At 49.2% G+C, this 26,614-nt stretch carries 19 protein-coding genes and 4 tRNA genes; 3 read left to right on the top strand and 20 right to left on the bottom strand.

All coding sequences use genetic code 11. From position 1 onward, the window contains the following. Positions 1 to 11: 11 nt before the first annotated feature. Complete coding sequence (locus tag MHM93_RS08855) at positions 12 to 1,385, bottom strand: Na+/H+ antiporter NhaC family protein (protein WP_239448739.1); 1,374 nt, start codon at positions 1,383 to 1,385, stop codon at positions 12 to 14. A 91-nt stretch (positions 1,386 to 1,476) separates the two neighbouring features. Here MHM93_RS08855 and lysA point away from each other — a divergent pair, with 91 nt between their 5' ends. Both lysA and MHM93_RS08845 read left to right on the top strand, forming a co-directional pair. Beyond that, on the top strand, positions 1,477 to 2,739 hold the full coding sequence (gene lysA, locus MHM93_RS08850) for a diaminopimelate decarboxylase (RefSeq protein WP_239448737.1): 1,263 nt from the start codon (positions 1,477 to 1,479) through the stop codon (positions 2,737 to 2,739). A gap of 268 nt (positions 2,740 to 3,007) precedes the next feature. After that, positions 3,008 to 6,031, top strand: coding sequence for a carboxypeptidase regulatory-like domain-containing protein (locus tag MHM93_RS08845; RefSeq protein WP_239448735.1), 3,024 nt, complete (start codon positions 3,008 to 3,010; stop codon positions 6,029 to 6,031). Positions 6,032 to 6,075: 44 nt separating this feature from the next. Here the strand turns inward: MHM93_RS08845 and MHM93_RS08840 are convergent, their stop codons facing one another. The 3 genes from MHM93_RS08840 to pbp4b form a co-directional block, all read right to left on the bottom strand. Then, positions 6,076 to 7,059 (bottom strand): hypothetical protein, encoded by a 984-nt coding sequence (locus MHM93_RS08840; protein ID WP_239448733.1) that lies wholly within the window; start codon positions 7,057 to 7,059, stop codon positions 6,076 to 6,078. Beyond that, a complete protein-coding gene (locus MHM93_RS08835) occupies positions 7,056 to 7,499 on the bottom strand; it encodes a hypothetical protein (RefSeq protein ID WP_239448731.1) in 444 nt (147 codons plus the stop codon). The genes MHM93_RS08840 and MHM93_RS08835 overlap by 4 nt, the downstream gene beginning before the upstream one ends. Before the next feature lie 232 nt (positions 7,500 to 7,731). Further along, positions 7,732 to 10,086 carry a penicillin binding protein PBP4B gene (gene pbp4b / locus MHM93_RS08830; protein ID WP_239448729.1) on the bottom strand — a complete coding sequence of 785 codons (2,355 nt, stop codon included), beginning with the start codon at positions 10,084 to 10,086 and terminating at the stop codon, positions 7,732 to 7,734. A 410-nt stretch (positions 10,087 to 10,496) separates the two neighbouring features. On the opposite strand from pbp4b, the gene MHM93_RS08825 reads away from it, so the two are divergent. Next, the gene (locus MHM93_RS08825) at positions 10,497 to 11,342 is read left to right on the top strand and encodes an SIS domain-containing protein (RefSeq protein WP_022946440.1); all 846 of its coding nucleotides are present in this window, start codon (positions 10,497 to 10,499) and stop codon (positions 11,340 to 11,342) included. Here MHM93_RS08825 and MHM93_RS08820 read toward each other — a convergent pair. The 16 genes from MHM93_RS08820 to recJ form a co-directional block, all read right to left on the bottom strand. Beyond that, positions 11,339 to 12,112: a delta-class carbonic anhydrase gene (locus tag MHM93_RS08820; protein WP_239448727.1), complete on the bottom strand. Its 774-nt coding sequence runs from the start codon at positions 12,110 to 12,112 to the stop codon at positions 11,339 to 11,341. The genes MHM93_RS08825 and MHM93_RS08820 overlap by 4 nt on opposite strands. Before the next feature lie 87 nt (positions 12,113 to 12,199). Then, positions 12,200 to 13,324, bottom strand: a complete 1,125-nt coding sequence (locus MHM93_RS08815; protein ID WP_239448832.1) for a DUF1343 domain-containing protein — start codon at positions 13,322 to 13,324, stop codon at positions 12,200 to 12,202. A gap of 37 nt (positions 13,325 to 13,361) precedes the next feature. Beyond that, positions 13,362 to 14,303 carry an N-acetylmuramic acid 6-phosphate etherase gene (gene murQ, locus MHM93_RS08810; protein WP_239448725.1) on the bottom strand — a complete coding sequence of 314 codons (942 nt, stop codon included), beginning with the start codon at positions 14,301 to 14,303 and terminating at the stop codon, positions 13,362 to 13,364. 4 nt (positions 14,304 to 14,307) lie between these two features. Beyond that, entirely contained in the window at positions 14,308 to 15,177 is an 870-nt protein-coding gene (locus MHM93_RS08805) for a BadF/BadG/BcrA/BcrD ATPase family protein (protein WP_239448723.1), read from the bottom strand. Further along, the gene (locus MHM93_RS08800) at positions 15,170 to 16,741 is read right to left on the bottom strand and encodes a sodium:solute symporter (protein WP_239448721.1); all 1,572 of its coding nucleotides are present in this window, start codon (positions 16,739 to 16,741) and stop codon (positions 15,170 to 15,172) included. The genes MHM93_RS08805 and MHM93_RS08800 overlap by 8 nt, the downstream gene beginning before the upstream one ends. 12 nt (positions 16,742 to 16,753) lie before the next feature. After that, positions 16,754 to 17,509, bottom strand: a complete 756-nt coding sequence (locus MHM93_RS08795) for a L,D-transpeptidase family protein (protein WP_239448720.1) — start codon at positions 17,507 to 17,509, stop codon at positions 16,754 to 16,756. Next, positions 17,506 to 18,615: a dipeptide epimerase gene (locus MHM93_RS08790; RefSeq protein WP_239448718.1), complete on the bottom strand. Its 1,110-nt coding sequence runs from the start codon at positions 18,613 to 18,615 to the stop codon at positions 17,506 to 17,508. The genes MHM93_RS08795 and MHM93_RS08790 overlap by 4 nt, the downstream gene beginning before the upstream one ends. Then, complete coding sequence (locus MHM93_RS08785; RefSeq protein ID WP_239448716.1) at positions 18,612 to 20,027, bottom strand: SH3 domain-containing protein; 1,416 nt, start codon at positions 20,025 to 20,027, stop codon at positions 18,612 to 18,614. Before MHM93_RS08785 ends, MHM93_RS08790 begins: the two co-directional genes overlap by 4 nt. A 967-nt stretch (positions 20,028 to 20,994) precedes the next feature. Continuing rightward, positions 20,995 to 21,071: transfer RNA gene (locus MHM93_RS08780), tRNA-Arg, on the bottom strand. 43 nt (positions 21,072 to 21,114) lie between these two features. Further along, positions 21,115 to 21,191 (bottom strand) — tRNA-Arg (locus MHM93_RS08775). 45 nt (positions 21,192 to 21,236) lie between these two features. Next, a tRNA-Arg gene (locus tag MHM93_RS08770) sits at positions 21,237 to 21,313 on the bottom strand. Positions 21,314 to 21,347: 34 nt separating this feature from the next. Further along, positions 21,348 to 21,440: transfer RNA gene (locus MHM93_RS08765), tRNA-Ser, on the bottom strand. A 159-nt stretch (positions 21,441 to 21,599) separates the two neighbouring features. Further along, positions 21,600 to 21,779 carry a hypothetical protein gene (locus tag MHM93_RS08760; RefSeq protein ID WP_022943327.1) on the bottom strand — a complete coding sequence of 60 codons (180 nt, stop codon included), beginning with the start codon at positions 21,777 to 21,779 and terminating at the stop codon, positions 21,600 to 21,602. A gap of 261 nt (positions 21,780 to 22,040) precedes the next feature. Beyond that, positions 22,041 to 23,576: a lysine--tRNA ligase gene (lysS, locus tag MHM93_RS08755; RefSeq protein WP_053910653.1), complete on the bottom strand. Its 1,536-nt coding sequence runs from the start codon at positions 23,574 to 23,576 to the stop codon at positions 22,041 to 22,043. A 28-nt stretch (positions 23,577 to 23,604) separates the two neighbouring features. After that, a protein-coding gene (gene prfB, locus MHM93_RS08750) for a peptide chain release factor 2 (protein WP_100229275.1) occupies positions 23,605 to 24,703 on the bottom strand; the annotation gives its coding sequence in 2 pieces (ribosomal slippage) (positions 23,605 to 24,627 and positions 24,629 to 24,703; 1,098 coding nt in all). Positions 24,704 to 24,900: 197 nt separating this feature from the next. Then, positions 24,901 to 26,607 carry a single-stranded-DNA-specific exonuclease RecJ gene (gene recJ / locus MHM93_RS08745; protein ID WP_239448831.1) on the bottom strand — a complete coding sequence of 569 codons (1,707 nt, stop codon included), beginning with the start codon at positions 26,605 to 26,607 and terminating at the stop codon, positions 24,901 to 24,903. Between the last annotated feature and the right edge of the window lie 7 nt (positions 26,608 to 26,614).

Raw genomic sequence — 26,614 nt, 5'->3', positions numbered from 1 at the left:
GGGCCTAGTTGTTAAATAACGATGAAACTCACCAATAGGTAAGCAATAAAGGTTAACGCGCCGCCGAATAAAGCGTAAGGCATTTGCGTTTTTACGTGAGTGAGCAGATCGGAGCCCGAAGCAATGGCAGACACCGCACTAGTATCAGAAATTGGCGAGCAGTGATCGCCGAACACGCCCCCTCCTAAAATAGCGGCTATCACCAATGAAGGCGGTAATCCTAACGCTTGGATCAGCGGTACACCTATGGGTATTAAAATAGCAAAGGTGCCCCACGAGGTGCCGGTGGTAAAGGAGATCACCGCGCCGGTTACAAACAGCATTGGCACCACCAATACCAACGGCAGGTAATCGCCTACCAATGAAGCAACAAACACCCCTGTACCGAGCTCTTTTAAACTCGCGCCCAAGGTCATCGATAGCAACACTATGGCCACCAATGGCAATAGCTCGCCCATGCCTTTAAAGCCCATGTCCACCAATTGGTGATGGCTGAATTGGCGGCTTGTACTGAGTAAGAAATAAGCAACAACACAGGCTAAAATAGTCGCATACAACACTGATTTCGAGCCGCTGCCGCTGGCAATATCACCATTACCAGTCCAGAACATAAAGCCCACCATAGAAATAATCAATGTCGCCAAGGGCACCAACATAAAGCGTGCTTTGGTGCCTTTGTCAGCTGTTTCGTTAACCTCTAGGCGCTCCAGCTTTTGCTCAGCCACTTTCATTGGTCCGTGTACCTTATCGAAGGCGATAGTGTAGGCCACGATCAATAAGGCGATAATGGCATAAAAGTTATAACCAATGCTGCCCCATAAGATAGACACCGCAGACTGCTCCAGCTCATAGTTTTCTAATAGCCCAAGCACATAAGCGCCCCAGCCATTAAGCAGGATTAAGATACACACTGGGGCACTGGTGCTATCAATAATATAGGCCAGACGCGCTCGGCTCATTTTAAATTTATCGAATAGCCCGCGTGAAAGGATCCCCGCAGTTAAGACACTGAGGTTTGACTCGATAAACACGGCAATACCGGAAAACATCGTTAAAAAGCCCACCTGCCGCTTTGACTTTGCCACCCCTTTGCCTATTAACAGGTTTACGGTTGCCGCCACCCCGCCAGACTCGCGAATGTAGGCAAGCAGTGCACCGATAAGAATACTGAATAACAGCACGCGACTATTCCCCGCAGAGGACGCCGTTGCCACCACACGTTCTATAGTATTAATAAAAGTGAAGAAAAGTGTGTTACCGTCACCCTGGAGTGCAAGCAAAAACTCCGAAGAGGCCACAGCGACTAACAGCGCCATTATGACCTCTTTGCGCCAGAATACGATTGCAATGGCAATCAATGGCGGCAAAATGGAATACCAAGACATGTTGTTATCCTTGTTCTTATAAAGCTTGAATAGTCTTGCAAATGAGCATAGATTATTCAATTAATTTAAAATTTACTGTAATTTTTTAGTTATGCATCCACTTCCCTACTTCCCCTACGTGGGTCAGCAAATGCAAGTCGAAGGCCTTGCTATAGAAGCGCTTGCTCAGCAGGTGCCAACGCCCTTTTACTGTTATTCCAGTAAAGCGATTGCCAGCAATTACCAGTGCTACAGTGACGCATTTGCAGGGTTGGATAGCTTAATTTGTTATGCCGTAAAAGCCAACTCCAATCAGGCAATATTAGCGACCTTAGCGCGTTTAGGCGCCGGTGCCGACACCGTTTCTGAAGGCGAAATAAGGCGTGCCCTAGCCGCCGGGATCAGCGCTGATAAAATCGTCTTTGCCGGCGTCGGCAAAAGTGTTGCCGAAATACGCTACGCTTTGGCACAGGACATTTTACAGTTCAACGTAGAATCCGAACCGGAGCTGATGCGCATCAGCGAACAAGCGCAAAGCATGGGCAAACGCGCGCGGGTCTCGATTCGTGTTAACCCGGATGTTGAAGCCAAGACCCATGCCAAAATCACCACGGGAATGGCCGAGAATAAATTCGGTATCGCCATCGACTTAGCTCCTGCACTGTATAAACGGGCCGCTAGCCTGCCGGGCATCGAGGTGAGTGGTGTTGACGTACATATCGGCTCACAGTTAACCGAGCTGACCCCGTTTGACCAGGCTTTTAGTAAAGTTGCTGACCTGGTGACAAGCTTGCAGCATCACGGTATTGATATTCAGGTCATCGATATTGGCGGCGGGCTCGGGATCAACTATGGAGAGCAACCCCAAGAGCCAGATATCACCACCTATGCTAGCTTTGCCAAAGCCCATTTAGCCCATCTTGGTTGCAAAATTATCGTCGAGCCGGGACGTTCAATACTTGGCAATGCCGGGGTGTTGGTGTCACGTGTTGAGTATGTGAAAACCGGACAACAACGTCACTTTTTAATCTTAGATGCGGCCATGAATGACCTTATTCGCCCCAGTATGTACGATGCCTATCATCACATTGTCACGGTCACCGAGCAAACGCAGAAGGTCACCTATGATATTGTCGGTCCGGTGTGTGAAACAGGGGACACTTTTGCTAAAGGCCGCACCATTGGCCAGTGCCAAAGTGGCGATTTGGTAGCGATTATGGGCGCAGGCGCCTATGGTGCAGTGATGGCCTCACATTACAATTCCCGCCTTAATGCTCCAGAAGTACTGGTAAAGGATGATCAATACAGTATTATTCGCGAGCGTATCGATTACGATACTCTTATTGCCATGGACTCCCTGCCCTCTTGGTTATAGCCTTAGAGCCAAGCCTACTTGGCTCTAATCAATTCATACTTATAACTTTTATCTAGATAACCTACAGAAGCCTAGGGGCATCTCAGGTGCTTAAGCGCGACTCCTTTTATATATTTTATTTTTACTTTAAAGAATAGTTAGAAAATTTTATTCTTGATTAATGATGGCAACACTTGTTTAATAGTTAAGCAACATTTGACGTTGCTCTTATACATCACAGGGTAAAAAGTCCAACCGATAAATAATTTATTATAAGGACGGGGATACAATGAAACAGATCACATCCGGGTTTAGCCTTAGCGCGTTAACACAGGCTACTGGCCTGGCGCTGCGCGCACCAAAAACGGCACTCACCTCCACTTTAATCGCTGCAGCCTTTGTTAGCGCCCCAGCGCTGGCGGCGCTCACCGGTGGCATCAAAGGCAAGGTGATTGCCGAGCAAACCGACCAGTCCATGGCCGGAGTCACGGTCATCGCCACCAGTAACGTCATGCCGAAACCGCGACGAGCCGTAACCCGAGCAGATGGTAGCTATGATCTCCCGCAACTCAAACCGGGTACTTACGAGCTGACCTTTACCAATAAAGACGGTGCCAGTCAGCGTATGACGGTACAAGTGCTCTTGGAGCAAACCTCAAAGGTGGATGTGGCGCTGAGCATGACCGGCAGCAACACCGAAGTGATCACCGTTACTGGCAGTCGGCTATACCGCCAGGGTAATTCATCGTTGACCAACTCCTTAGGAGAAAGCGCCATTGAAGGCGTCCCCATCGGCCAAGATTATCGCGATCTACTGAAATTGGTTCCCGGTGTCGAGCTTTCTGAAAACTCCATCCTTGGCCCCTCAGCTGGCGGGTCTGGGGTCGATAACTCTTATGGTTTCGACGGCGTCAATGTCTCATTGCCGATGTTCGGCAACCTCGCCTCCGAGCCCTCGACGCATGATATTGAGTACGTAACCATGGATCGCGGCGGCGCTAAGGCTGTGGATTTTAACCGCTCCGGAGGCTTTGCTATCAATACCGTGTCCAAATCTGGCACCGACGAATTTCGCGGTGGCGTAGAATATAAAGTGCAGCCCAAAAGCCTCGTAGCGAGCCCTGTTGGTGAGGAAAGTTATGAGCTTGATAAAAGCTGGCTGACCGCCAGCCTAGGCGGCCCGCTGATTGAAGATACACTGTATTTCTACACTTCTTACTACCGCCCGGAGGAAGAGCGCAGCAACAAGGGCACTGCTTATGGCGAGGTAAAAAATTATAAGAGCGTGCGCGATGAGTACTTTGGCAAGCTGACCTGGGCGCCTACCGACGACTTGCTGTTTAATATCTCGCAGCGGATGTCAGAGAAAACCCTTGAGGGCGACTCCATCGGTCAGTTTGAAGCCGACAGCGTCTCGGTGGGTGGGCAAACCGACCAAGATATTTTCACTGTTGATGGCTCGTGGCTGGTCGGCTCGGCCACCACTCTCTCGTTTCAATACAGTAAATTTGAGCTAGAAAGCGGCTCACGCCCTGATACTGAGCTTAGTGTGCAGCCTTCGCTATCGGCGCAACTCGATATCAATAACCTTGAGCAAATGGGTTACTTTAGTGTCCCCACACCACTGGATGCTGACTCAGGCTACACCGCAGAGCAAATAGCCGCTTTTAATAGTGCCGCGAATACGCTTATTGAACAATATGGATACAGCGAAAATGGCGTCAAAAAAGGCGGCGGCGGTGTTGGTGCGTATTATCGCTATGATAGCCAAGACTTCTACCGCGACTCCTTCGAGCTCGCCCTCGACCATGAATTTAGTTGGGGCGACAGCTATCACACTCTGCACTTCGGTGGCCAATGGTCTGAAGGTGAGGAAGTGCTCACTCGCTTATCAAATGGTTGGGGCCGTATTGAATACGTTGGCGGCTTGGACGAAAGCTTAGAGCAAGGCAGTAGCACACCGGTGATTTACCGCGCCTTCGTTGAGCAAATGAGCCTAGTTGATAACCAAGGCGACACGGTGCCATCTATTATCTCGAGCACCGAAACCCTTAACTTTGAAATTAACGATACCATTGAAATCGGCAATTGGACCTACAACATTGGCGTTATGTTCAGCCAAGATACCTACTATGGCCAAGGGTTAAGAGCAAAATCAGGAACGGTTTCTGGGTATGAATTAGCCCCGGGTAATAAATATCAAATGTACCAGACCGACTGGGCCGATATGGTGCAACCTCGCCTCGGCGTCACTTGGAATTATGCAGGCGAAGACTCGGTATTTGCCAACTTTGCCATGTATAACCCCGATACTAGCTCACTGGCTCGTGCTGCATCGTGGGACCGTAATACCCGTGGCGAGCAAGAAATCGAATTCGATAGCAATGGCAATATTATTTATGCCGAGCCACGCGGTGGCTCATCAGGTAAAGCGTTCGAGAAAGGCTTAAAACCACGGCGTATTAATGAGTTCACCATGGGCACAACCAAATACATTGGCAGTGACTTGGTGGTACGCGCCCATGTGCGTCACCGCCGAGGCATGCACTTTTGGGAAGATATGCCCAATAACGCCAGATTAACCGATTACAGTGGCCTTGATGTGCCAGGCATTCCTGCCGATATCGCCGAGCAAGGACTCTTCATTGATAACCTCGATGCCATTCGCGAGGAAATTGGTGGCTCTTCTTATGTTATCGCCGAAGTACCCGGAGGCGAAACCAAATACTGGGAAGCCAGTCTTGAAGCTGAATACATGGGCGATAACACCTATGTCAACGCCTCCTATGTGTGGAGTCATTACTACGGTAACTTTGACCAAGACAACACCACAGCGACCAACGATGCCAATAACTTCGTCGGTTCGTCATTTTATGGTGACGGTCGCGGCCGTTACCCTTGGGATTACCGCTATGGCACCCTAGCCGGGGATAAGCCACACTTATTCAAAGTCTACGGCTATTACACCACCCCGTGGGATGCGAACGTCGGTGCCTATTTTGTGTTTCAATCCGGTAAGCCTTGGGAAAAGTGGCATGGCACCCCCTACGGTTATGCTAGCGATACCAGCCGCTATGCCGAGCCCGCCGGCAGTCGTCGTAGCGCCAGCCACTGGCAGTTAGACCTCAATTACACTCAAGAATTCACGGTGTATAACGATGTGGCGATGCAATTTCGCGCCGATATTTTCAATGTTTTTGACCGTCAAACTGGGTATAACAACAATCCCTATTTTGATGACGAAAACTTCGCCGAGCCGCGCCAATACTATAGCCCTCGAAGAGTTCAACTGTCGGTCAAAGTCGAGTTCTAAGCTCCCCCCAGCAACCACTTAAAGCGCCGCCTGCGGCGCTTTTTTTAGCTTTGCTGTTCAGCAACATCAGCTTGCGCTCTGGTTTTCATAAGCTGTAGCAATGAAGTATGAAAATCATGAAAAATGACTTTTCCCCATAGGCGCGAATACAGGCCAAAATGAGTGTTGTCTTCGACGCGAGTTCGTAACGTTAAACGACTTCTTTTACTATCAAGTACTTCTATAAAATAACCACCATCAAGTGGGGCAAAGTACTTGCCACCAAGTTTGACATGTTTATCCAAGGCGTTATCAGGGATACGCTCTGGGTCAATATCAAAACGATAGGTCATTTGCTGATTTTCGACCCATGAAGTGATCACTTCATTAAATTGCACCTGCTTTTGCCAGTGACTGGTACGCACAGCGCCCACACCTTGACCAGACATATCAGCGGCGATGGGCTTAGGTACGCCAATGAGTGATGCGAAGGTGGTGGGTAACTCATTACTCTCAATCGTTGATACCGTTGCCAGTTGTCGCCAAACCGCTGCTGCTGGAGCGTTAATATCAATACTGTCTTCAATCACATAGGTGGCTGAACGAGTTAAAAAGTGCAACTCTAGCGGGGCAACAATCACAGGTAAAACGACGATGCTGAATAAGGCGCCACGCTTTTTACGATGCATCAAGAAGCGCACACATAACCCTGCCGCCAATCCGCCTAGGCTCGCGCATAGCATAAACGCGGGTAACGCCATGGCCACGCAAATACTGCCTTCCAGTAAGGTCAAGACACTGACCACTAAAAATACAAAAATAGGCTGCCATGCTAGGGTAATCATTTTTGTATAAGACAGCGAAGGAGAGACCCTACATTGACAATAAATACGAATAAACCCGATCACAAAGGGGACTAAGAACATAAACGACAGGGTCACCAAACTACCCAGTGATTGTAGCGCTTCTACTTCCCATAACAGCCGAAAGCCGAGACCATACAGAGCGCCCAGAACAATCCCCAAGTGTCGTGCGAATTTTTCTGTCATGGTCGCTCCTCATCGGAGGGAGCTTTAGGTAGTGAGTCAGGCACTAACTCTGCCAATCGCTTTTGCACCTGCTGTTGTTCGTCAATCGTTAATGCTCCATAGCTGCGAGCATAAGGCCAGCCATAGCCCCAGCGATACCAAGTTGGATAAAGTGGCCCACCACCGATCTGAACACCGATATGCATCAAGGTAGCGATTGCAGGCTCATCTAAATCGCGCACACACTGCGCTAATGCAGCATCGGCGGCATCGCGCTGCGTCTGAGTTCCACCCTGCCAATAGGCCAAGTCATGGCTAATACAACAATGCTGCCACTTAACGCTGTTTGTTAGGGTACCATCGGGGAACAAGCTACAACCATCAGTGGCAAAGGGGCGCAGCTCTGCGCCATGCGCGAACAGCGGCAACATTAATAACAGCCAGTGTGAAAGTTTAGTCATCCTATCTCCAGCTCACGCTGCTCATAAATAGCGAACAGACTGGACTTACATGCAATCCTAATCGGCATATCTCTTCCTTGGGTAAGTAAAATAATTGGCCAGTTATTTAATAACGAATGTATTGAATTAGCAAATGACTGCAGCACTGGCGGAAAAAGAAAATGGCACCTAAACGATGCCATTTGGGTCAGGTGCCCTGGCAGGGGCATCCTGTGTTAGTCGTTGAAGTTCACTACAATCCAAGTATAGCCTCGTAAACGCGAGTGACCACCGAACCATATTGACCGGTCTCAAACTGTTTACCCTCAAATTGATACTGCTGCTCAGTGCCCATCACCGGGCTATGCCGGGCGTTGGTCAGTAGTACTATGGCTAAATCATACTCTGGGTCGATAACCGTCACTGTGCCTGTCCAGCCAGTGTGTCCATACGCTTGCGCACTGGCATAAGGGCCAAAGAGCCATTTACGCGCGCCATTTCCCGCTCGGCGCCAACCCAAGCCATAACTTTCGTCGCTCCTACTCGGTTTAGTAAACTGATCCAGCACCGACGCAGTAAATAGCTGTTTTTCACCGTAAGTGCCGCGATTAAGCAGTAGCTGACACAATTGCGCTAGGCTTTTGGCATCGGCGAATAGCCCAGCATGGCCTGCGACCCCAGCAAGTGAGTAGAAAGCTTTTTCATCATGCACCTCACCTTGTAATACGTAATCGCGCACGCCCTCGAAGTGCACCCGCCCACCCCGCGTATTTCCCTGAATTTCGGTGGCTGCAATACGCTGTGCTAACACCCCTTTTTGCAGCGGGTTAAACATCATTGAGGTGATCCCAAGGGGCGCATAGAGCCGGCTTTCAACATATGCATCTAAGGGCATACCGCTGATGCGCTCCACCAGCAACCCTAACAACATATAGTCAATATCACTGTACAGGTGGCGTTGCTTACGCATCGCCGTGAAAGGCACTCCTTGGACAATAAGCTGCTTGGTCCAATCGCTACTAATCGAATAGAACTGCTCGCCAAGCTGGTTATCACGACGGTGAAAGTCCACCACGGCGGGGTAGCCAGCGCTGTGCTCAAGTAAATCACTGACTAGCCGTAACTCCCGCCCTTGACCGCGATATTCGGGCACATAAAAACTCACCGGTAATGAGACATCCAAGTGCCCTTGCGATACCAAATGCATCAACGCCAGGTTGGTGGCAAACATTTTCGTGTTCGAGGCAATATCAAACAAGGTATCGGTTTGCATGGGCTGCGATGTGGCCATCATCTCGCCGCCATCATGATATTTACGCGCATCACCGTAAGCCGAAAGCTTAACCAACTCCCCTTGGTGCACGACCGCCAACACAGCACCTGGAAACCCTTGCTCAATTTCAGCATTAATCAGCGCGTCAACCTGTTCGAAACGTTTAGGTGTCGGGCGCTGCGTTAACACCGGCGCAGGAATACGAATATGCAGTTGCGCATCTTCTGGTGTTACCGACTTAATATGCAAACTATTCACCCCGGTGCGGGTGCGCTTACTAAGCGAATAACGGTATTGGGTATCCGCCGTTAGCGGCTTTGCGATATTCAGAGTTTGACCATTGACGACAAGCTCAGCAGCAACGGCATTCACGTTATCAATAATGATCTCGCCACGGCCTTGGTACGCCTTAAAGCGGTACTTGTTGTTAACATCTTTGCGCGAGCTCAGCGCCTTTGCGGGATAGCTCGCCAATAGCTGCTCATGACCCAAAGGTTTACTGGGTGCTGGCTGCGCTGTATTCAAGGCCTGATAGTCACGAAAACGTGCTTGGGCTTTATCCGGCTTATAGCGGTGTAATAAGGCAAACAACACCGCTGCCGTTTTGCCATCCGCTTGGCCATCCACTTGCCACGGCAGAAAGTGAGCCTGGAAGGCTTTGATAACTGCTACCGTTTTTCTATCTAGCTGGCCGCTAACGTCAATACCATAGCCATAATCACGCAGTGCTTGCTGCATCAAGGCGGTCGTCGGCGCTGCGGTACTGAAGTGCTGCCAATAATGCTCGACATCCGCTTGTTTGTACCAAGCGCCGACGCCGGCTTTATATAATTGATACCAGGGGAAGCGCGGGCCTGGGTCGCTTTTACGCCCAGGCGCAATATCGGAGTGACCGACAACTTGTGTTGGTCCAATATCTGGATTACGGGCAAGAATATCTTGGCTCAGGGCAATCAATAACTGCACCTGTTGTGGATCGTAATCGGGGTACATGCATAGCTTTTGTTCCTGCCCCGCTGCGGCCTTGACGGTGCGCTCAGCCGCAGCACAGCGCGGTACATTCACCACTTCAATACCAATAGAATGATCGTTTAAATCGCTGCGACCTTGCCAAAAACTGTTACCGGCATGCCAAGCTCTATCTTGCTCAGCCACCAACTGCACCACTTCAAGCTCACTGCGTTGATAACTCGCATCGCCACTTTGTGGCACCAGATAATGGGCACTGAGCCCGCCTTCATCAACCAGCACCCGCTCCGACTTTTGATAATCAATGGCGGTATAATGCATCACCAAAAACTTAATGCGTTTTGAATAATTGTGTGACGGCTTCATGGGGTAGTGGTTAACGCAACTAAGGGAAGCCATGCACATTAGCAGCACTAAGCACGTTCGCATTGGCGTATCAAAGTATCGAAAATTCATATCAGCCTACATTATGTTGTTGCTGCACGCCTGTTCCTAGGCACTGGGTTAATACAAATAATGACCACAGTATAATAATACTTTATTTCACTCAATTAAAAATAGACGAAAATAATATTCAAGACTTAAAATTATGTTCGGTTATGGCCGTTTTTACGGTTGCCAAAGTAAAGATATAGGTACTAGTGTATATCAAATTATTTATTCCTTTGCGTAGGAATATCGGGTTACACTGTAATTAACGTCGTTGTAAGTGTGCATTCGATGAGCCCATAAGCGCTCATTTGCACCAATATAATCTAACAATAAAGTACCTTCTTATGTCGACATTTGTAAAAATCAAAGCACTGCGTAAATCGTTTTCTAGCAGCGAAGCAAAATTAGCAGACTTTACCCTTAATTCTGCTAATGCCATTCGCGATCTCTCTTCTATTGAACTGGCCAAGGTGGTTGGTGTTAGTCAGTCCAGCGTTGTGAAGTTTGCTCAAAAGCTCGGCTATAAAGGCTTTCCGGCCTTTAAGCTCGCGGTAATTGATGCCCTAAATACCGAGACACCCGCACCCAAGCTGCACGGTAAAATCACCCTAAATGATAGCCTAGAGCAAATAGCAGAAAAGCTGCTCAGCAGTAAAATGGCGGTCCTGAGTGAAACTAAAAACCTCAATGAGGCTGAAGCGGTTGAGCAAGCAGTCAGCTTGTTAAAAAACGCAAAGCGTGTGGCTTTATGTGGCCTCGGTGGCTCGGCATTGGTGGCCAAAGACTTTGCCTTTAAATTGCAAAAGCTCGGCATTGCCGCTATCGCCGATGCCGATGGTCATGCACAGCTGGCCTACGTATCAACCCTAGGCAAAGACGATTTAGTCGTCGCCATCAGTGAGTCCGGGAAAACCCGCGAAGTAGCAGAAGCAGCCAGTCAGGCCAAAGCCAATGGCTGCCCGGTGATCGCCGTCACTAAATTTGGCGCCAACCCAGTGGCCGATTGCGCCACCGTTAATCTTTACTCCGTCGCTGAGGAAGAGTCTATTCGCTTATCGTCGATTTTGGCGCGTACCGCGCAAGACTTTGTTATCGATATTGTCTTTATCGCGTTGACGCAAGCCACACGTCCAGGGCGTAAGTTGCTGGAACACTCTAACGATGTGGTTAAAGCGTTCCGCGAAAGTTAATCATCAATCGTTGACAACTGCTGCGCATCAATCACGAGTTGGCGCACCCCGTGCGCCTGATGCTCGTTAAAGGGATTGTCCTCACACCACTTAGCCAAGCTATGAATATCAAGCTTGCGACAATCCGGACGCACCGACCAACTGACCTGATAAGGCGAGCATTGCTGTTGCGAATAACTGGGCCCAGTGGTGGACCCGAGGTAGCGCACCGGCTCGCCACTGTCGTGTGGAATTTCATTACTCTGGTAACGGCCTTGACGCTGGACGATGCGCGTCATCTCGGTAAAGTTTAAGGCGCCGGTGTCATTCACCAAGGTGAAGACTTGGGCTTCAACGCGCAAATCGGGGTTGACGCTAGCGGTACTGACGCAACTACCCAAGCCTGGCCCTGGTGAAACCCGCGCCGAACTATACACCCAATGCACCTCAATGGTATCGCCACTTTGTAGATTATGACAGGCCGGCGTAAGCAATGGCTTTTCTTCGTGCTCAGCAAGCGCTTTACTCAATTGGCACTGATAGCCAGTGTTCGTTGGGCTGGAGTGAGCGCTCACCGAAAAGGCAGCGGCGCGATGCTCAGCATTTTTATGGAAATGGATATTACAAAGGTTGAGCTCATTATAGTTAGGAGCTGATGCAAAGTGCACCGGATTCCTTCCCTCGCTAAGGTTAATATCGCGCGGTGACTGCGGCCCAGCCAAATCACATTGCGCCGCGAACACGGGCGCCGTGGTAACGGCGGCCATGGATAATAGAAAGTGTTTAGGCATGATTGATCCCTTGTTATTGTTTGCCAACAACTGTGTATCATGCACAACCTAAAAAAGGTACAAGAACTCAACGAATATGCAATAAATTCAAGGATAAAGTAGGTATGGAGCACGCTGGCGTTTAAACTGCTGCAAGGGTTGCTGCCAACTTTGCTTTATTTGTTCGCTACTGTGCCCCTCAGTAATGGCCTGACGTAACTTATCGGTACCGGCAAGTTTGTCCATAAAGTCAGGGCGGGTAAATAGCACCTGCTGCGCTTGCGCAAATTGCCGCTGAGCGCTAATCAACCACGTCAAATCCAAACCACGCACAGAGCTTTGTCGCAAGTCGACGCCTTTGACGAGCTGACCCTGTAACTTCGGTGATGCCGCCGCGCCAACAATGCTACGGGGGCGAAAAGCAAAATCGCCTAAAGCGACACTGTCATGGCCCATCACTTGAAATGGGAAGTCGGTGCCTCGGCCGATGCTCACCGGGGTCGCCTCGAAAAAACACAATGATGGATACAAACCAACGGCTTGGTCGTTAGGCAAATTAGGACTCGGCTTGAGGGGCAACGAATACTTCATAGTGCGATTATAGTGCGCCACCGGCACCACACTAAGCTGTAGCTGCGCATCACTGTTCAGCCAGCCCTCTCCTAAAATCATCTGTGCTAACTCGCCCACAGTCATACCATGTAAAATGGGAATAGGATGCATACCCACAAAGGAGCGAAAGTCAGGGTCAAGAATGGGCCCATCAACATAGGCAATATTCGGGTTCGGCCGGTCTAAAACAATAAACTCAGCCCCTGCATCAGCACTGGCCTGCATCATATAGTGCATGGAGCTGATATAGGTGTAAAATCGCACCCCGACATCTTGAATATCAAACACCACCACGTCGATGTCTGCCATCTCTTGCGCAGCAGGCTGCTTATTGGCGCCATAAATGGAAACGATGGGGATACCGGTACGTGCATCTACGCCAGATTGCACATGGGCTCCGGCATCATGACCGCCACGAAAGCCGTGCTCAGGCGCGAAAATAGTGGTTACATTCACCTGCTGCGCCAGCAAAAAGTCAACCAAGTGGCTGCCTTGTACCCGCGAGGTTTGATTAACCACTAGGCCAACACGCTTGCCTGCAAGTAAGGGAGCATATTTGCCGTATTGTTCAGCGCCCACGCGAATTGCGCCGTCCTCCTTGTGTGTCTGCGCGCAGCCCATAAGCGCGGCGGTGCAGGCCAGTATCAGCGCCAACGCTCTAATCATGACCTTTACCTTGCACGGCGGCACGTAAAAAGCCTTGTTGCTTGGCTAACATGCTTTTACCTTGGCGCGCATCAACGCCGCTGAGCAGCATCAAAATCGCGAGTTTGGCGCTGTGCTCGCTGCGCATCAAGGCTTCAGCCGCCTGCTCTGCGGTGCACTCTGTCGCCTGCATGACAATGCGTACCGCGCGCGCTTTAAGCTTGTCATTACTGGCATTAACATCGACCATCAGGTTGCGATACACCTTGCCGCTGCGGATCATACTTGCTGTCGTTAACATGTTAAGAATAAGCTTTTGTGCCGAGCCTGATTTCAGTCGAGTCGAACCGGCAAGCGCTTCTGGGCCCACGATTGCCCCCAATGGGATCTGTGCGGCCTCAAGGACTGGGGCATTGGGCGAGCAGCTGATCCCCGCTGTCACACACCCTAATTGCCGGGCATAATTCAGTGCTGATACCACATAGGGAGTACGGCCACTGGCGGCAATACCCACTAACACATCGTCGGCGCACAGGTTATGCGCTTTAAGGTCGGCGATGGCTTGCTCGGCATTATCCTCGGCTCCTTCGACAGCGGTTTGAATCGCTTTGGCGCCACCGGCAATAATGCCCACCACCTGGCTGGGGTCAACACTGAATGTCGGCGGACATTCGGATGCATCAAGAATACCTAACCGACCGCTGGTGCCCGCACCAATGTAGATCAGCCGCGCCCCTTTGCTAAAAGCATGTACAATCGCGTCCACGGCTTTAGCAATATCCGGGATAATGGCACGTACTGCTGGCGCAACCTTATGGTCTTCATCATTGAGCTTATACAAGATATCGTCTGTCGCTAATAAATCGATATCGAGGGTCTCAGGGTTTTGCCCTTCGGACACGATACTATTTAGCTCATGTAATAATTTCGATCGTTGATCATCCAGTAAACTCATGTAGTTATTCCACTTGTATATTCTGTGTTGCCAGCACCCAGGCGCCATCTAAGGCATTGCCGCGTGCTGGCATAATAATTCGTTGTTCGCTGTCGCTTAGTAACTGCTTGCTTTTGTTTGCCAGTCCACCCAGTAGCATCACCGGCAGCTCAGTATCTTGGCGAGTATCAGCAATAAGCTGCAGCACCGCGCTTTTATGCCGAGCAAGGATCTGGGTAGCAATGGGGCAATGATTAGCGTGCGGCCATACTCGCTCGCTGAGTGTGGCAAACTCCTTGGCTGTGGCTTCGCGCACCCAAGCACTGATTTCGGCCCGGGTCTGCCCCACCTCGTTAGCTATAGTAGCTATCAGCCCATGTAGCGGCTGCTGCCTGTCGATTGCCTGCATCAGTGCTTGTACCGCCATGGCCCCTAATCGCGCTCCGCTGCCACCATCGCCCAGTGTAAATCCCCAGCCGCCGACGAGCTGTAACTGGCCATGGCTATCTAAACGCGCCCCCACTGAGCCGGTCCCTAATGCCACGCAAGCCACCGGCGCACCTAAATTAGCGCCCAGGGCAGCGGTCACGGCATCCGAGGTCACACGGGTATCAGCAAAAGCGAATGTCTCTAAACGCTGCAGCAATGCGGCTCGATTATACGGATTCCCAGCGCCAGCAACACCTATTATACACTGGGTATGGTGCGCCGGTATGGCTGTAGTGTTCATAATGCTTGCCACTTGCTGCACCATGCGCTCACAGCTCAACTGTAAATCGTAACTCAATGAGCTCCCCGCGCCTTGCTCAGAAGCAATCACTTCGCCATTGCGATTAAATACAGCTAGGGCGGTTTTACTGCCGCCGCCATCGACGGCTAACACATAGTTATTCATGGCTGCTCCGCCTATTGGGGCGACCCAAAGCACACACTAACGTGGCAAGTAAGGTGCCTAAACACAACTGCCAAGTAAATCCGAGGTTAAAGTGCCAAGCGCTTGGCAATAGCGCCGCTTGCACATAAGGCTGCATCAATAAGGTGGCGACAAAGCCAATAACCAGTGCCGCTAACACTGATGACTCGCTACCACGATGGAAAAACACCGAATTAATGTACACCCCTAATAATCCGGAATAAGAAAACACCATGACGCTGAGGGCAAATTTTAATAACGGCATTTGCGAGTATTGCTGCCAAAAATAGCAAATAACCGCCATCCCTCCCAACGCCAGAGACACCACTAACATGGCCCAGCGTCCGGCCACCACATAGTGACTATCGTGTTGATCTGGTTTGCGTTTTTGCCGCCAAGGTTTATATAAATCTTGCACTAATACCGATGCCATTGAGCTTAGCCCAGAGTTCAACGTAGAAATAGCCGCCGCAATAATACCTATGGTAACCAACCCCCTCACACCTGCGGGGATCTCGTTAAGTACATAGTGCATAAACACCGTGATTTTCTCACCTTGGAACTGCCCCACGCCTTGGCTAGCCATCCCTTGCGCCATAATGTCTGGACGTTGGTAGAAAACAAACAACAGCAAACCAATAATAATAAACAGCAACATCACCGGGATCACTAGGGCGATGGACAATAGCATCGCACGGCTACCTGATTTAGCGTCTTTACAGGTGAGCACCCGCTGAGTCATATCTTGGTCAAGACCAAAGGCGGCAATATTGAGTAGCACAAAGCCAGTAAACACCGACCATATATTAAATACCCCGCTGGCACTAAAATCGAGTTCAAACTTTAGCAGTGCTAGCTTCGAAGGCTGCCCGGGGGCGGGGTTTTGCAACGCTTCAATCACGGTGCTGAAGTCGGCTGGGATCGCCAGCCATAAACTCACAATGACGCATAGGGCAGCGCCGGTGTAAACGGCACATTGAATCACATCGGAGTAGATCACTGTACGGATGCCGCCAAACACCGTGTACAGCAAGCCCACCAAAACCAGCACTAAGGTGGCCATGATCACACTGCTAGCGGCAATATTGCCATAAAGAATCATCGCCACGGCAATGGCCGCCATATACAGCCGCGCGCCACTGGCAAACACGCGCCCAAATAAATACATTAAGCCCGCACTGCGTTTGGCTTTGGGGCCAATTTGCTGCTCCAGCAACTCGTACACGGTGTACACTCGGTAGCGATAAAAGCGCGGGATCAGCAACTTGGCAACAATGATAGCGGCGATAAAGGCGCCAATGTTGGTCGCTAAATAAGATAAATCCCCCTGATAACCTTGGTCTGGACCGCCGATAAAGGTCGCCGCCGACTGCGAGGTGGCCAACACCGAGACAGCCACCATCCACGTGGGCATCGCATTGCCACCGAGAAAATACTCTGAGCTAGTGGTGGCTTTTTTGCGGTTAAACCACCAAGCGGTGGCGCCGATAAGTAAGGCATAGGCGGCAAAGACCAGCCAATCCAGAGGTTGATAATGCGCATTCATAACCGTATACGCCTATCGTGGCAGTGCTGGCAGTTGCCAGTGTGCACGTTTGAGAGCATATTCCACACGCGGTAGAATCACCATCAGCGGATGTTTGCGTTTATCGAGCCAGGCTAGTAAACGGTCCATATTCGCCTCGTCCATTGCCGTACACCCTGCTGTGGGCTTATCTGCGGCACGCCATAAATGCATAAAGATACAACTGCCGGCCCCATCTATATTATCGGGGTTATGCGCGACGATAACGCCTTTTTTGTATAGCTCATCTTGGCTATGTATATCTCGACGCATGGCTTCAGATGAGCCTGCGACGGCCTGACTCCCCACCTCCTGCGTATTGACCAGCTGGTTATAATAAGGCGAGCCTTTAACGTCTATACAGTAATCGCCGGCATCCATGGCCTGGTATTCAAGCCCGGTTTTCAGCGACGGTAAGTAACCAAAGGCCTCACCTAAAGCAAATATCCCGGCGGGTGCTTTACCATCGCCTTCGACTTTTTGTTGGCCTGGTTGTGCGAGGTGCAAACCTAGACCCCAGGCCAATCCAGTACGACCAATGACCACGGCACTGGGCTCACCCACCCTCTGCCAGCGCTTTTGTTCGCTGCGCTCAAATAAGAGCATGTCGCCTTGTATATCGGTCCATGAGTCAGTTACCACCACTACCAATTGCTGGTTGTTCAGGGTAATGGGTTGTGGCTTAGATGCGGCGCCACCGCTCATTAAGGTACTTATTAGCAGTAGTAAACTTAGTAATGTGTTATTCATTGCCATACTCCATCAGCTAGTTCGATAAGGCCGTCTATCGCCGCTATACCAAGCCCGGCTGCTTGATTAAGGCTAATCAGTGGGCCTGAAAACCTCGTCCCACCCTGGATGGGGTCATATTGCCCCAGAGCCGGACCATCTAAATCAATGAGACTAATTTGCCGTGTCTTTGCTGCAGCCAGGTGAGCCGCTGCCGATACCGCAATACTGCCCTCTAGCATGCAGCCAATCATGCACGGGCAGTCATAAGTTGCCGCAACCTCACCAATGCGAATTGCACGGCTTAAACCGCCACTTTTCATCAATTTAATATTAATGATATCAACGGCGTCGCGCTCCAATAGGGTAAGCACTTGTTTAGCAGAAAAGGCGCTTTCGTCGGCCATAATCTTCGATTGCACGCGCTCACTGATGTAGCACAGGCCATCAATATCATGAGCTGGCACGGGTTGCTCAACCAATTCCAGTACAATACCTTGGCTTTCAATTGCTTGCAGTGCACGCACGCTTTGCTTGGCATCCCAGCCTTGATTCACATCTAACCGTAAAGATGCTTTGCTATCGACATGAGCAGCGATGGCTTGTACCCGCTTAATGTCTTGCTCAAGCTCGTTGCCAATTTTAATTTTAAGCACATCAAAACCGTTACTCAGTGCCTTATCACAGTCGCTGAGCATTTTATCTATGCTATCTACGCTGATGGTGACATCGGTTTTCAGTTCACTTTGGTGCCCTCCCAGGGCCTGATAAAGCGGCACACCTAAACTTTGGCTCCATAAATCATAGAGGGCGATTTCACACGCCGCTTTGGCGGAATAATTACCCACCACTGCCGCCGCTAGGTCATCACATAAGCGATTGATATCTTGTATGTGCTGGCCAATAAGCTGATGTTGAAGGACCTGCTCGATAACACTGAGTATCGACTGATGGGTGTCGCCGGTGATAACAGGCGTTGAGGGTGCACTACCATAACCTCGGCGGCCACATCGAGTGTCAATAATCAGCACTAGGTCATCAATATGCGTCACCGTGCGCAGCGCCGTTTTAAATGGCGTATGCAAGGGCACCGATAAGCGTGCAAAACGCACAGACTGAATAATCATTGCTCTGCTCCTTGAGCAATGCGCTTAATCGCATAAGTGCGCTCAAGGTAAGAAGTGGTGCTATTTAGGTGCAAGGGTAATAGGGGCGTTACCGACACGCCATTGAGCTCGCCATCGTAAAACTCGCCATTTTGCTTGATATAACCTAGACCTTTCACATCATGAATGACATAAGGTTGGCCTTGGTATGAACCTATATACATCATCACATGGCCAGGGATGTAAATAAGATCGCCCACCTGCATTTGCGCGATAACCTCGCGCTTTTGTGCCTCAGTACTGTCTTTATCAAAGCGCCAGTTGTGGCCATAGTCGGTTTTACCTTGCCACGATGAATTTCGCGGCATCCACACGCCAAAGGCCTTGTAAATTTCACCGACAAAGCCGGTACAGTCACGGGCATTATAGTCATGCCCCCAGCCGTAGCGTTCACCTAAAAACTTAAACCCTTGAGCTATTAAATGGTGCGCAGTGAGCGGCAAATAACCTAAATGCACATCGGCACTGCGCGGTATCAAACCTTGAGCAAAACCCAAGGTGCCATCGTCATTGCGCACAGGCAACATCACAATAAAACTGGCAAAGCTGTTTTGCCCATGAGTTAGGTGTTTAACCTGCTCTTTAGGGGCTAGCGGCAAGCGCACACCCATATCCAATTGTACCTCGGAAACACGCGGTTCATTAGGAACATAAGTGGTTTCTAGTTTATCACCGGTCACTACGATAAAGTCATCAGCCTGAGTGAAGGTACGGATACGGTTCTTATTACCTACCGCCACTGCGGAGCGTTTGACCCAAGCAGTATAGTTATAAGCCGCCACCAAATACCACTGACCATCGGCACTTTCATGCAATACAGCGACAGGCTCCGCCGGAAACGCCCCGGTTTCTTGAAAGCGGTCTAAGTCGGCATCCATTTCACTGTTTAACACCCTGTCGGCGGTTGGGAAGGTACGCAATGAGGCGCGCTCAACAATCAGTCCAAAGCGCACCGGGTTACTATCAGTCACGGCATCAATATTGGTATTGGCGTGATAACGCGCAAAATCGGCCCGTTCAAGTTGCTTGCCATCAACATAAAAGCGAGGGCTTGAAGGCGTACTACTGGTGTTACTGATATAACTGCGTAACGCCTTAGCAGAGAGCGTATCAGGCATTGCTAAGGGATCGATAATGTAAGGGTTGTTATTGATGAGGCTGCGATTGAAGGCTTGGATTTGCGACTGCGACATCAGCGGTTTACTGTTACTTTGGCGTTGCAACCAAAATTCAGGATTAAGCATAGGTTGCTGAACTAAAGGCACATCACTTACAAAAGGGGCGTAATTGCTTTGTTGGGCAACACTGTGCCCTGCACCTAAGGTACAACCTAAAACTAACGCACACACTATCGATACCGGGTTTTTTGTCATTGTTATGCTCCGCATCACCTTGATAGCGCGCCGATTGGGCGCAACCGTCACAGATTAAATAAATGGCTTAAATTCATCCTATCAAAATATTATAAAAACAAACAACAAAAAGGAATACTTTATTCCTTTTTAACAATACATCGTCGATGATTAATGATTCCAATTTAGCTTTAACGTAGCAAAGCGAACGAGCTGTAACCTGCGCTAGGCAATAACTATGGAGCGAAGCTGGTGTTTATTGGCATAGGTAGGAGACAAACAAGCAAGAGCACAACCCCAGCTAGTGCGCTATTTTCGCAGTGAGACAAAAGGTAGATAAAAGCAGAAACAGGTGCAGGACGACGAAGTAGTCAGACTGAAGTCTGACCTACAACGTGGGGTAGACCGATGGATAAATAGCTGAGCGATTTAACTATCAAATAGAGAGTAGAGGATTATATTTCAGGCATAAAAAAACCAACTTTCGTTGGTTTATCATCACTTCTCTTTAATGGAAACGGCGGGTGCAGGATGGCAAAATTGTCAGACTGAAGTCTGACCTACAACGTGAGATAAACAGGTGGGTAAATAGCTGAGCGGCTTAACTATCAAGTAGGGAGTCGAGGGTTATATTTCAGGCACAAAAGAACCAACTCACATTGGTTTATTATCACTTCTCTTTAAAGGAAGTGGCGGGTGCAGGACGGCAAAATTGTCAGACTGAAGTCTGACCTACAACGTGAGGTTAACCGATGGGTAAATAGGTGGGCGGTTTAACTATCAAGTAAAGAGTTGAGGGTTATATTTCAGGCATTAAAAAACCAACTTTCGTTGGTTTGTTATCACTTCTCTCTAAAGGAAGTGGCGGGTGCAGGCCAGAATTGGTAATCAACGAACCTCGGAGGTTCGCATTCGTATGCTTACATCAAATTTCAGGCATAAAAAAACCAACTTTCGTTGGTTTATTATCACTTCTCTTTAGAGGAAATGGCGGACGCAGGAGGATTCGAACCTCCGACCGCCTGGTTCGTAGCCAGGTACTCTATCCAGCTGAGCTATGCGTCCGTTATATGTGTGAACTTACGTTCTGAATTTATCACTTAAATGATGGCGGACGCAGGAGGATTCGAACCTCCGACCGCCTGGTTCGTAGCCAGGTACTCTATCCAGCTGAGCTATGCGTCCGGTACATAAAGTGATTTATAGATATTAGACCATCTTGAAGGAAGATGGCGGACGCAGGAGGATTCGAACCTCCGACCGCCTGGTTCGTAGCCAGGTACTCTATCCAGCTGAGCTATGCGTCCGTATCTATAAACAAAGAAAGCCATTTAAAATAAATGGCGGAGAAGGAGGGATTCGAACCCTCGATAGGGCTACAAACCCTATACTCCCTTAGCAGGGGAGCGCCTTCAGCCACTCGGCCACCTCTCCGTCTTTGTGGGGCGTATAATAAAGGTCTGAGCAAATATGTCAAACACTTTTATAGCAAAATCAATCCATCTGCTCAGACTTTACCCACAACCGCTAAAAAGGCATAAAAAATGACCCTTAAGGGCCATTTTTGGGGCGTTAAACATCTAAAAATAAGCACTATTGATCGCTTGTTGGCTTATCACTCTGCATTCTCTCGACTGCTTCTAAATCCTCGCTAATTTCGCGTAGAAACTGGTCGCGATATCCGAGTAATTCAAACTCGCGAATACACTCGCGGTAATAAGCTTGGCGCTTCTTATCCACTGGAATTTCTGGTAAAAAATCGTCGTTTTCCATTTGCCACACTCCCTTTTAATTGTATTTAGCGCATCGACTACGCCTAAATATTAGCCTAAGGACTTACAAATAATAGCGTGGCAAATCACAGCTTAATTAAAGCTGAAATTAAAAATCTATATATATCATGAATTTAATAAAGAACAATACAGAAAACAGGGACTCAATTGCGAGGGGACGAGGGACTTTTTGAGACATATCGCACACAAAAGGTACAAAAAACGCGGCTCTAAGGCCGCGTTTTTTAAACAATTTAAGCTGTTACTCTTGTTCAGGGCGCATATGCGGGAACAAAATAACGTCTTTAATCGTCGGCGAGTCAGTAAACAACATAACTAGACGATCAATACCAATGCCCTCACCTGCTGTCGGTGGCAAACCATATTCAAGTGCACGAATATAGTCATCATCGAAGTGCATGGCTTCATCATCACCGGCATCTTTTTCTTCAACTTGACGAGCAAAACGTGCGGCTTGGTCTTCAGCATCATTAAGCTCAGAGAAGCCGTTGGCTAACTCACGTCCACCGACGAAGAACTCAAACCGGTCGGTAACGAATGGGTTAGCATCGTTACGACGTGCCAATGGTGAAACTTCCCATGGGTATTCGGTAATGAAAGTCGGTTGAATCAACTGGTGTTCTGCTGTTTCTTCAAAGATTTCACACATGTATTTACCCGCGCCCCATACACAGTTGTCAGGGATCTTGACATGAACTTGCTTGGCATAGGCAATCAACTGCTCTAGGTGATTTTCAGGGTCTGCAAATACCTGAGCGTCAAAATCAGGGTTGTACTTGATGATTGCATCGGCCATGCTCAAACGCGTAAATGGCTGGCCAAAGTCATATTCTACACTGTCTATGACTTCACCTTCGTCATTCTTAGTGGTATTGACGATAGTGGTGGTGCCCAATACGTCTTGCGCTACGGTACGCAGCATATCTTCGGTCAAGTTCATTAGATCATTGTAATCAGCATAGGCCTGATAGAACTCAATCATGGTGAATTCAGGATTATGGCGTGTTGATAACCCTTCGTTACGGAAGTTGCGGTTAATCTCAAATACCCGGTCAAAACCACCGACGACCAAACGCTTTAAGTAAAGCTCAGGAGCGATACGCAAATACATATCAATGTCTAACGCGTTGTGATGAGTCACAAACGGACGCGCTGTTGCACCACCTGGGATGACCTGCAGCATAGGGGTTTCTACTTCCATAAAATCACGCTCAGCCAAGAAGCGACGGATCCCCTCTATGATCTTCGAGCGAACACGGAAAGTCTCACGCGTATCCATGTTGGTGATCAAGTCAACGTAACGCTGGCGATATTTGGTTTCCTGATCAGACAAGCCATGGAATTTCTCTGGCAGTGGACGTAAAGACTTAGTCAGTAACTCGTATTCATGCATATCAACATAGAGGTCACCCTTGCCTGATTTATGCAAAGGTCCAGCAACGCCAATAATATCGCCGATATCTAGTTGCCCATATTTAGCTTTAAGATCTTTTTGTACATCTTTTGAAGCGTAGGCTTGTACGCGACCTTTCATGTCTTGCAACACCATAAATGGACCACGCTTAGCAAGAATACGCCCAGCCACGGCCACCTGATGATCAAGCTCAACTAATTCTTCTTTCGACTTATCGCCAAACTCGGCTTGAAGATCAGCAGTGTAATGTTTTCGACGGAAACCATTTGGGTGGCCGTTAGCACTGCAGTTTTCGCGAATGGCGTCGAGCTTGGCACGACGCTCAGCAATTAGTTTATTTTCGTCTTGAATTTGATCTGTCATTTTCTAGCTCTATTGGTTTGGCGTTACGTTACAGGCCTGATTTAAGGCTTGCTTCAATAAATTTATCAAGGTCTCCATCGAGTACCGCTTGGGTATTGCGGTTCTCAACACCGGTGCGCAAATCTTTAATGCGTGAGTCATCAAGTACGTAGGAGCGAATTTGTGAGCCCCAACCTATGTCTGACTTTGCTTCTTCTTGCGCTTGCTTCTCAGCGTTTTGCTTTTTCAACTCCAGCTCAAACAGTTTTGCTTTTAACTGTTTCATCGCTTGGTCTTTGTTTTTGTGCTGCGAGCGGTCATTTTGGCACTGTACCACGGTATTGGTTGGCAAGTGGGTAATTCGCACCGCTGACTCTGTGCGGTTAACGTGCTGACCCCCAGCCCCCGAAGCCCGATATACATCAATGCGTAAATCGGCTGGATTGATATCGATTTCGATGTTGTCGTCAATCTCTGGGTAAACAAACGCTGAGGCAAACGAGGTATGGCGGCGTCCGCCAGAATCGAAAGGACTCTTACGGACCAAACGGTGCACGCCTGTTTCCGTGCGCAGCCAGCCATAGGCATATTCACCGCTAATTTTTACTGTAGCGCCTTTAATACCAGCCACATCGCCGTCAGTTGCTTCAACGATTTCAGCCTTAAAGCCTTTTGCCTCGGCCCAACGCAAGTACATGCGCAATAACATGTTGCACCAATCTTGTGCTTCTGTACCACCCGAACCCGCTTGCAAGTCTAAGTACGCATCGTTAGCGTCTTGATCGCCACTAAACATACGACGGAACTCGAGTTTTTCAAGGTGGGCATTGAGTTCTTCAAGTTCAGCTTGGGCTTCTTCGAAGGTCTCTTGATCTTCGGCCTCAACAGCCAACTCCACCAGCCCTTCGACATCGTCAGTGCCGTCCTCAAGCTTGCCGATAGTCTCAACAATCACCTCAAGACTGGCTTTTTCTTTACCTAAAGCCTGGGCTTTTTCAGGTTCATTCCACACTGCTGGGTCTTCGAGTTCAGCATTCACTTCTTCTAACCGCTCTTTCTTAAGAGCGTAGTCAAAGATACCCCCGAAGAAGCTCTGTGCGCTCGCGAATTTCCTTGATTTGATTAATCACAGGATTCACTTCAAACATGCATGTCACTCCGCAAAATGATGGTGGCGCCAAGGTCTATCTCTTTAGCCATCTTGATGTAAGCATTTACACTACAAGTATACTGAGAATTCGGCGCATCAATAAAAGCGCTCGATTTTAGCAAAAAACTGCTGCATTTATTAGCGCTTTCACATGATTTTATCTAATTTTATTTGCTCTAAGCCAACTTGCTGTGGCTATTGTTTTTGCAGCTCTCGAACGATCAACTGCAAAGAAAATTGGCCACGAAACTCATTAATATCGAGCTGGTAAGCTAGGTGTACATAGCGCACTTGGGTATCAGGCCAAGCGCGCACATCAACATTAAAAGCGATAGCATCAAGCACTCGGCCGCTGCTATGGCGCAGCACTAGCTTAAGGTGTTTATCACCAACAACGCGCTGTTGCAGCAACTCAAAGGTATGCTCAAAAATGGGCTCTGGAAAATTCTGACCAAAAGGCCCACTTTGACGCAGCAACTCAGCAAACTCCATATTCAAACAATCACTGGGCAGCTCACCATCAGTGAGCAAAATACACTCTTTCGCTTCTTCGGTAAGCACTTTACCTATCTCTTGCGCGAAGGCTTGTTGAAACTCGTTGAATCGCGCTTCCTCAATACTTAACCCCGCAGCCATGGCATGGCCGCCGAATTTAGCGATCAGCCCTGGGTATTGACCATCGATATGCGCCAACACATCACGCATATGCACGCCATCAATGGAGCGACAAGACCCTTTCAGTAGGCCATTATCTCCGGCGGCAAAAATCGCCGTGGGGCGGTGATAGTGCTCTTTTAAACGCCCGGCGAGAATACCAATCACACCTTGGTGCCAATCGGACTGGTACAGACATAACGCATCGGGTGTTTGCGCACTTGTTAAAGAGAGCTTGGCCAGCGCCGCTTGCGCTTCTTGTTGCATGCCCTGCTCTATTTCTTTGCGCTCCGCATTAAGTATATCCAGTTCACCGGCAATGCGCCGAGCGTGATTAATATCCGGTGATAGCAAACAAGCAATGCCTAAGCTCATATCATCTAATCGACCTGCCGCATTTAACCGTGGCGCTAGAGCAAAGCCAAAATCTGAGGCGCTTAAACGCGCTTGCGTGCGCCGTGCCACATCAACCAGCGCTTCGATACCGGGGCGAGTCTTACCACTGCGGATGCGCGCCAGCCCTTGATGCACCAAGGTGCGATTATTCGCATCCAGCGCCACCACATCGGCAACCGTGCCAAGGGCAACAAGATCGAGGAGGTTGGCTAAATTCGGCTCAGGGCGCTGCTCATTAAAATAACGACGCTCCCGCAGCGTATGGCGCAATGCGATAAGCACATAAAAAGCCACACCAACACCGGCTATCGATTTTGATGGGAAAGTACAATCATGGCGATTGGGGTTAACGATGGCGTCGGCGTTGGGTAATTGTTCGCCCTGTAAGTGGTGGTCGGTGACAATGACCTTGATACCGGCAGCCTTGACCCGCTCGATGCCTTTCAAGCACGAAATGCCACTATCAACGGTGATCACCAAATCAGGAGCCATGGCAACAATATGCTCAGCCAACTCCACACTTAGTCCATAGCCGAAGTTAAAACGGTCCGGCACTAGGTAATCCAATTGACCAAACCCAAACATACCCAAGCCTTGCATTAAGGTGGCAGTACTGGTGGCACCATCGGCATCAAAATCTCCGACAATCAGCACCTTGTCTTGACGCTGTAAACTGTCACTTAGTATTTCTGCTGCTAATTCAATGTCTTTAAATAGCCGGAAATCGTGCAAGGTATTGGCACGGTTATCTATTTGCTCATTACTATTGACGCCACGAGAGGCATAGATTTGACGAATAACGGGGTGAAGCTTATCGCTTAGGTGGCTGTCATCGACTCGCGGGCGAGCCATTATGGTG

Origin of the sequence: Pseudoalteromonas sp. MM17-2 (assembly GCF_022347945.1) — a bacterium.
Classification (GTDB): domain Bacteria; phylum Pseudomonadota; class Gammaproteobacteria; order Enterobacterales; family Alteromonadaceae; genus Pseudoalteromonas; species Pseudoalteromonas ruthenica.
This window is presented reverse-complemented; position numbering and strand designations above follow the sequence as displayed.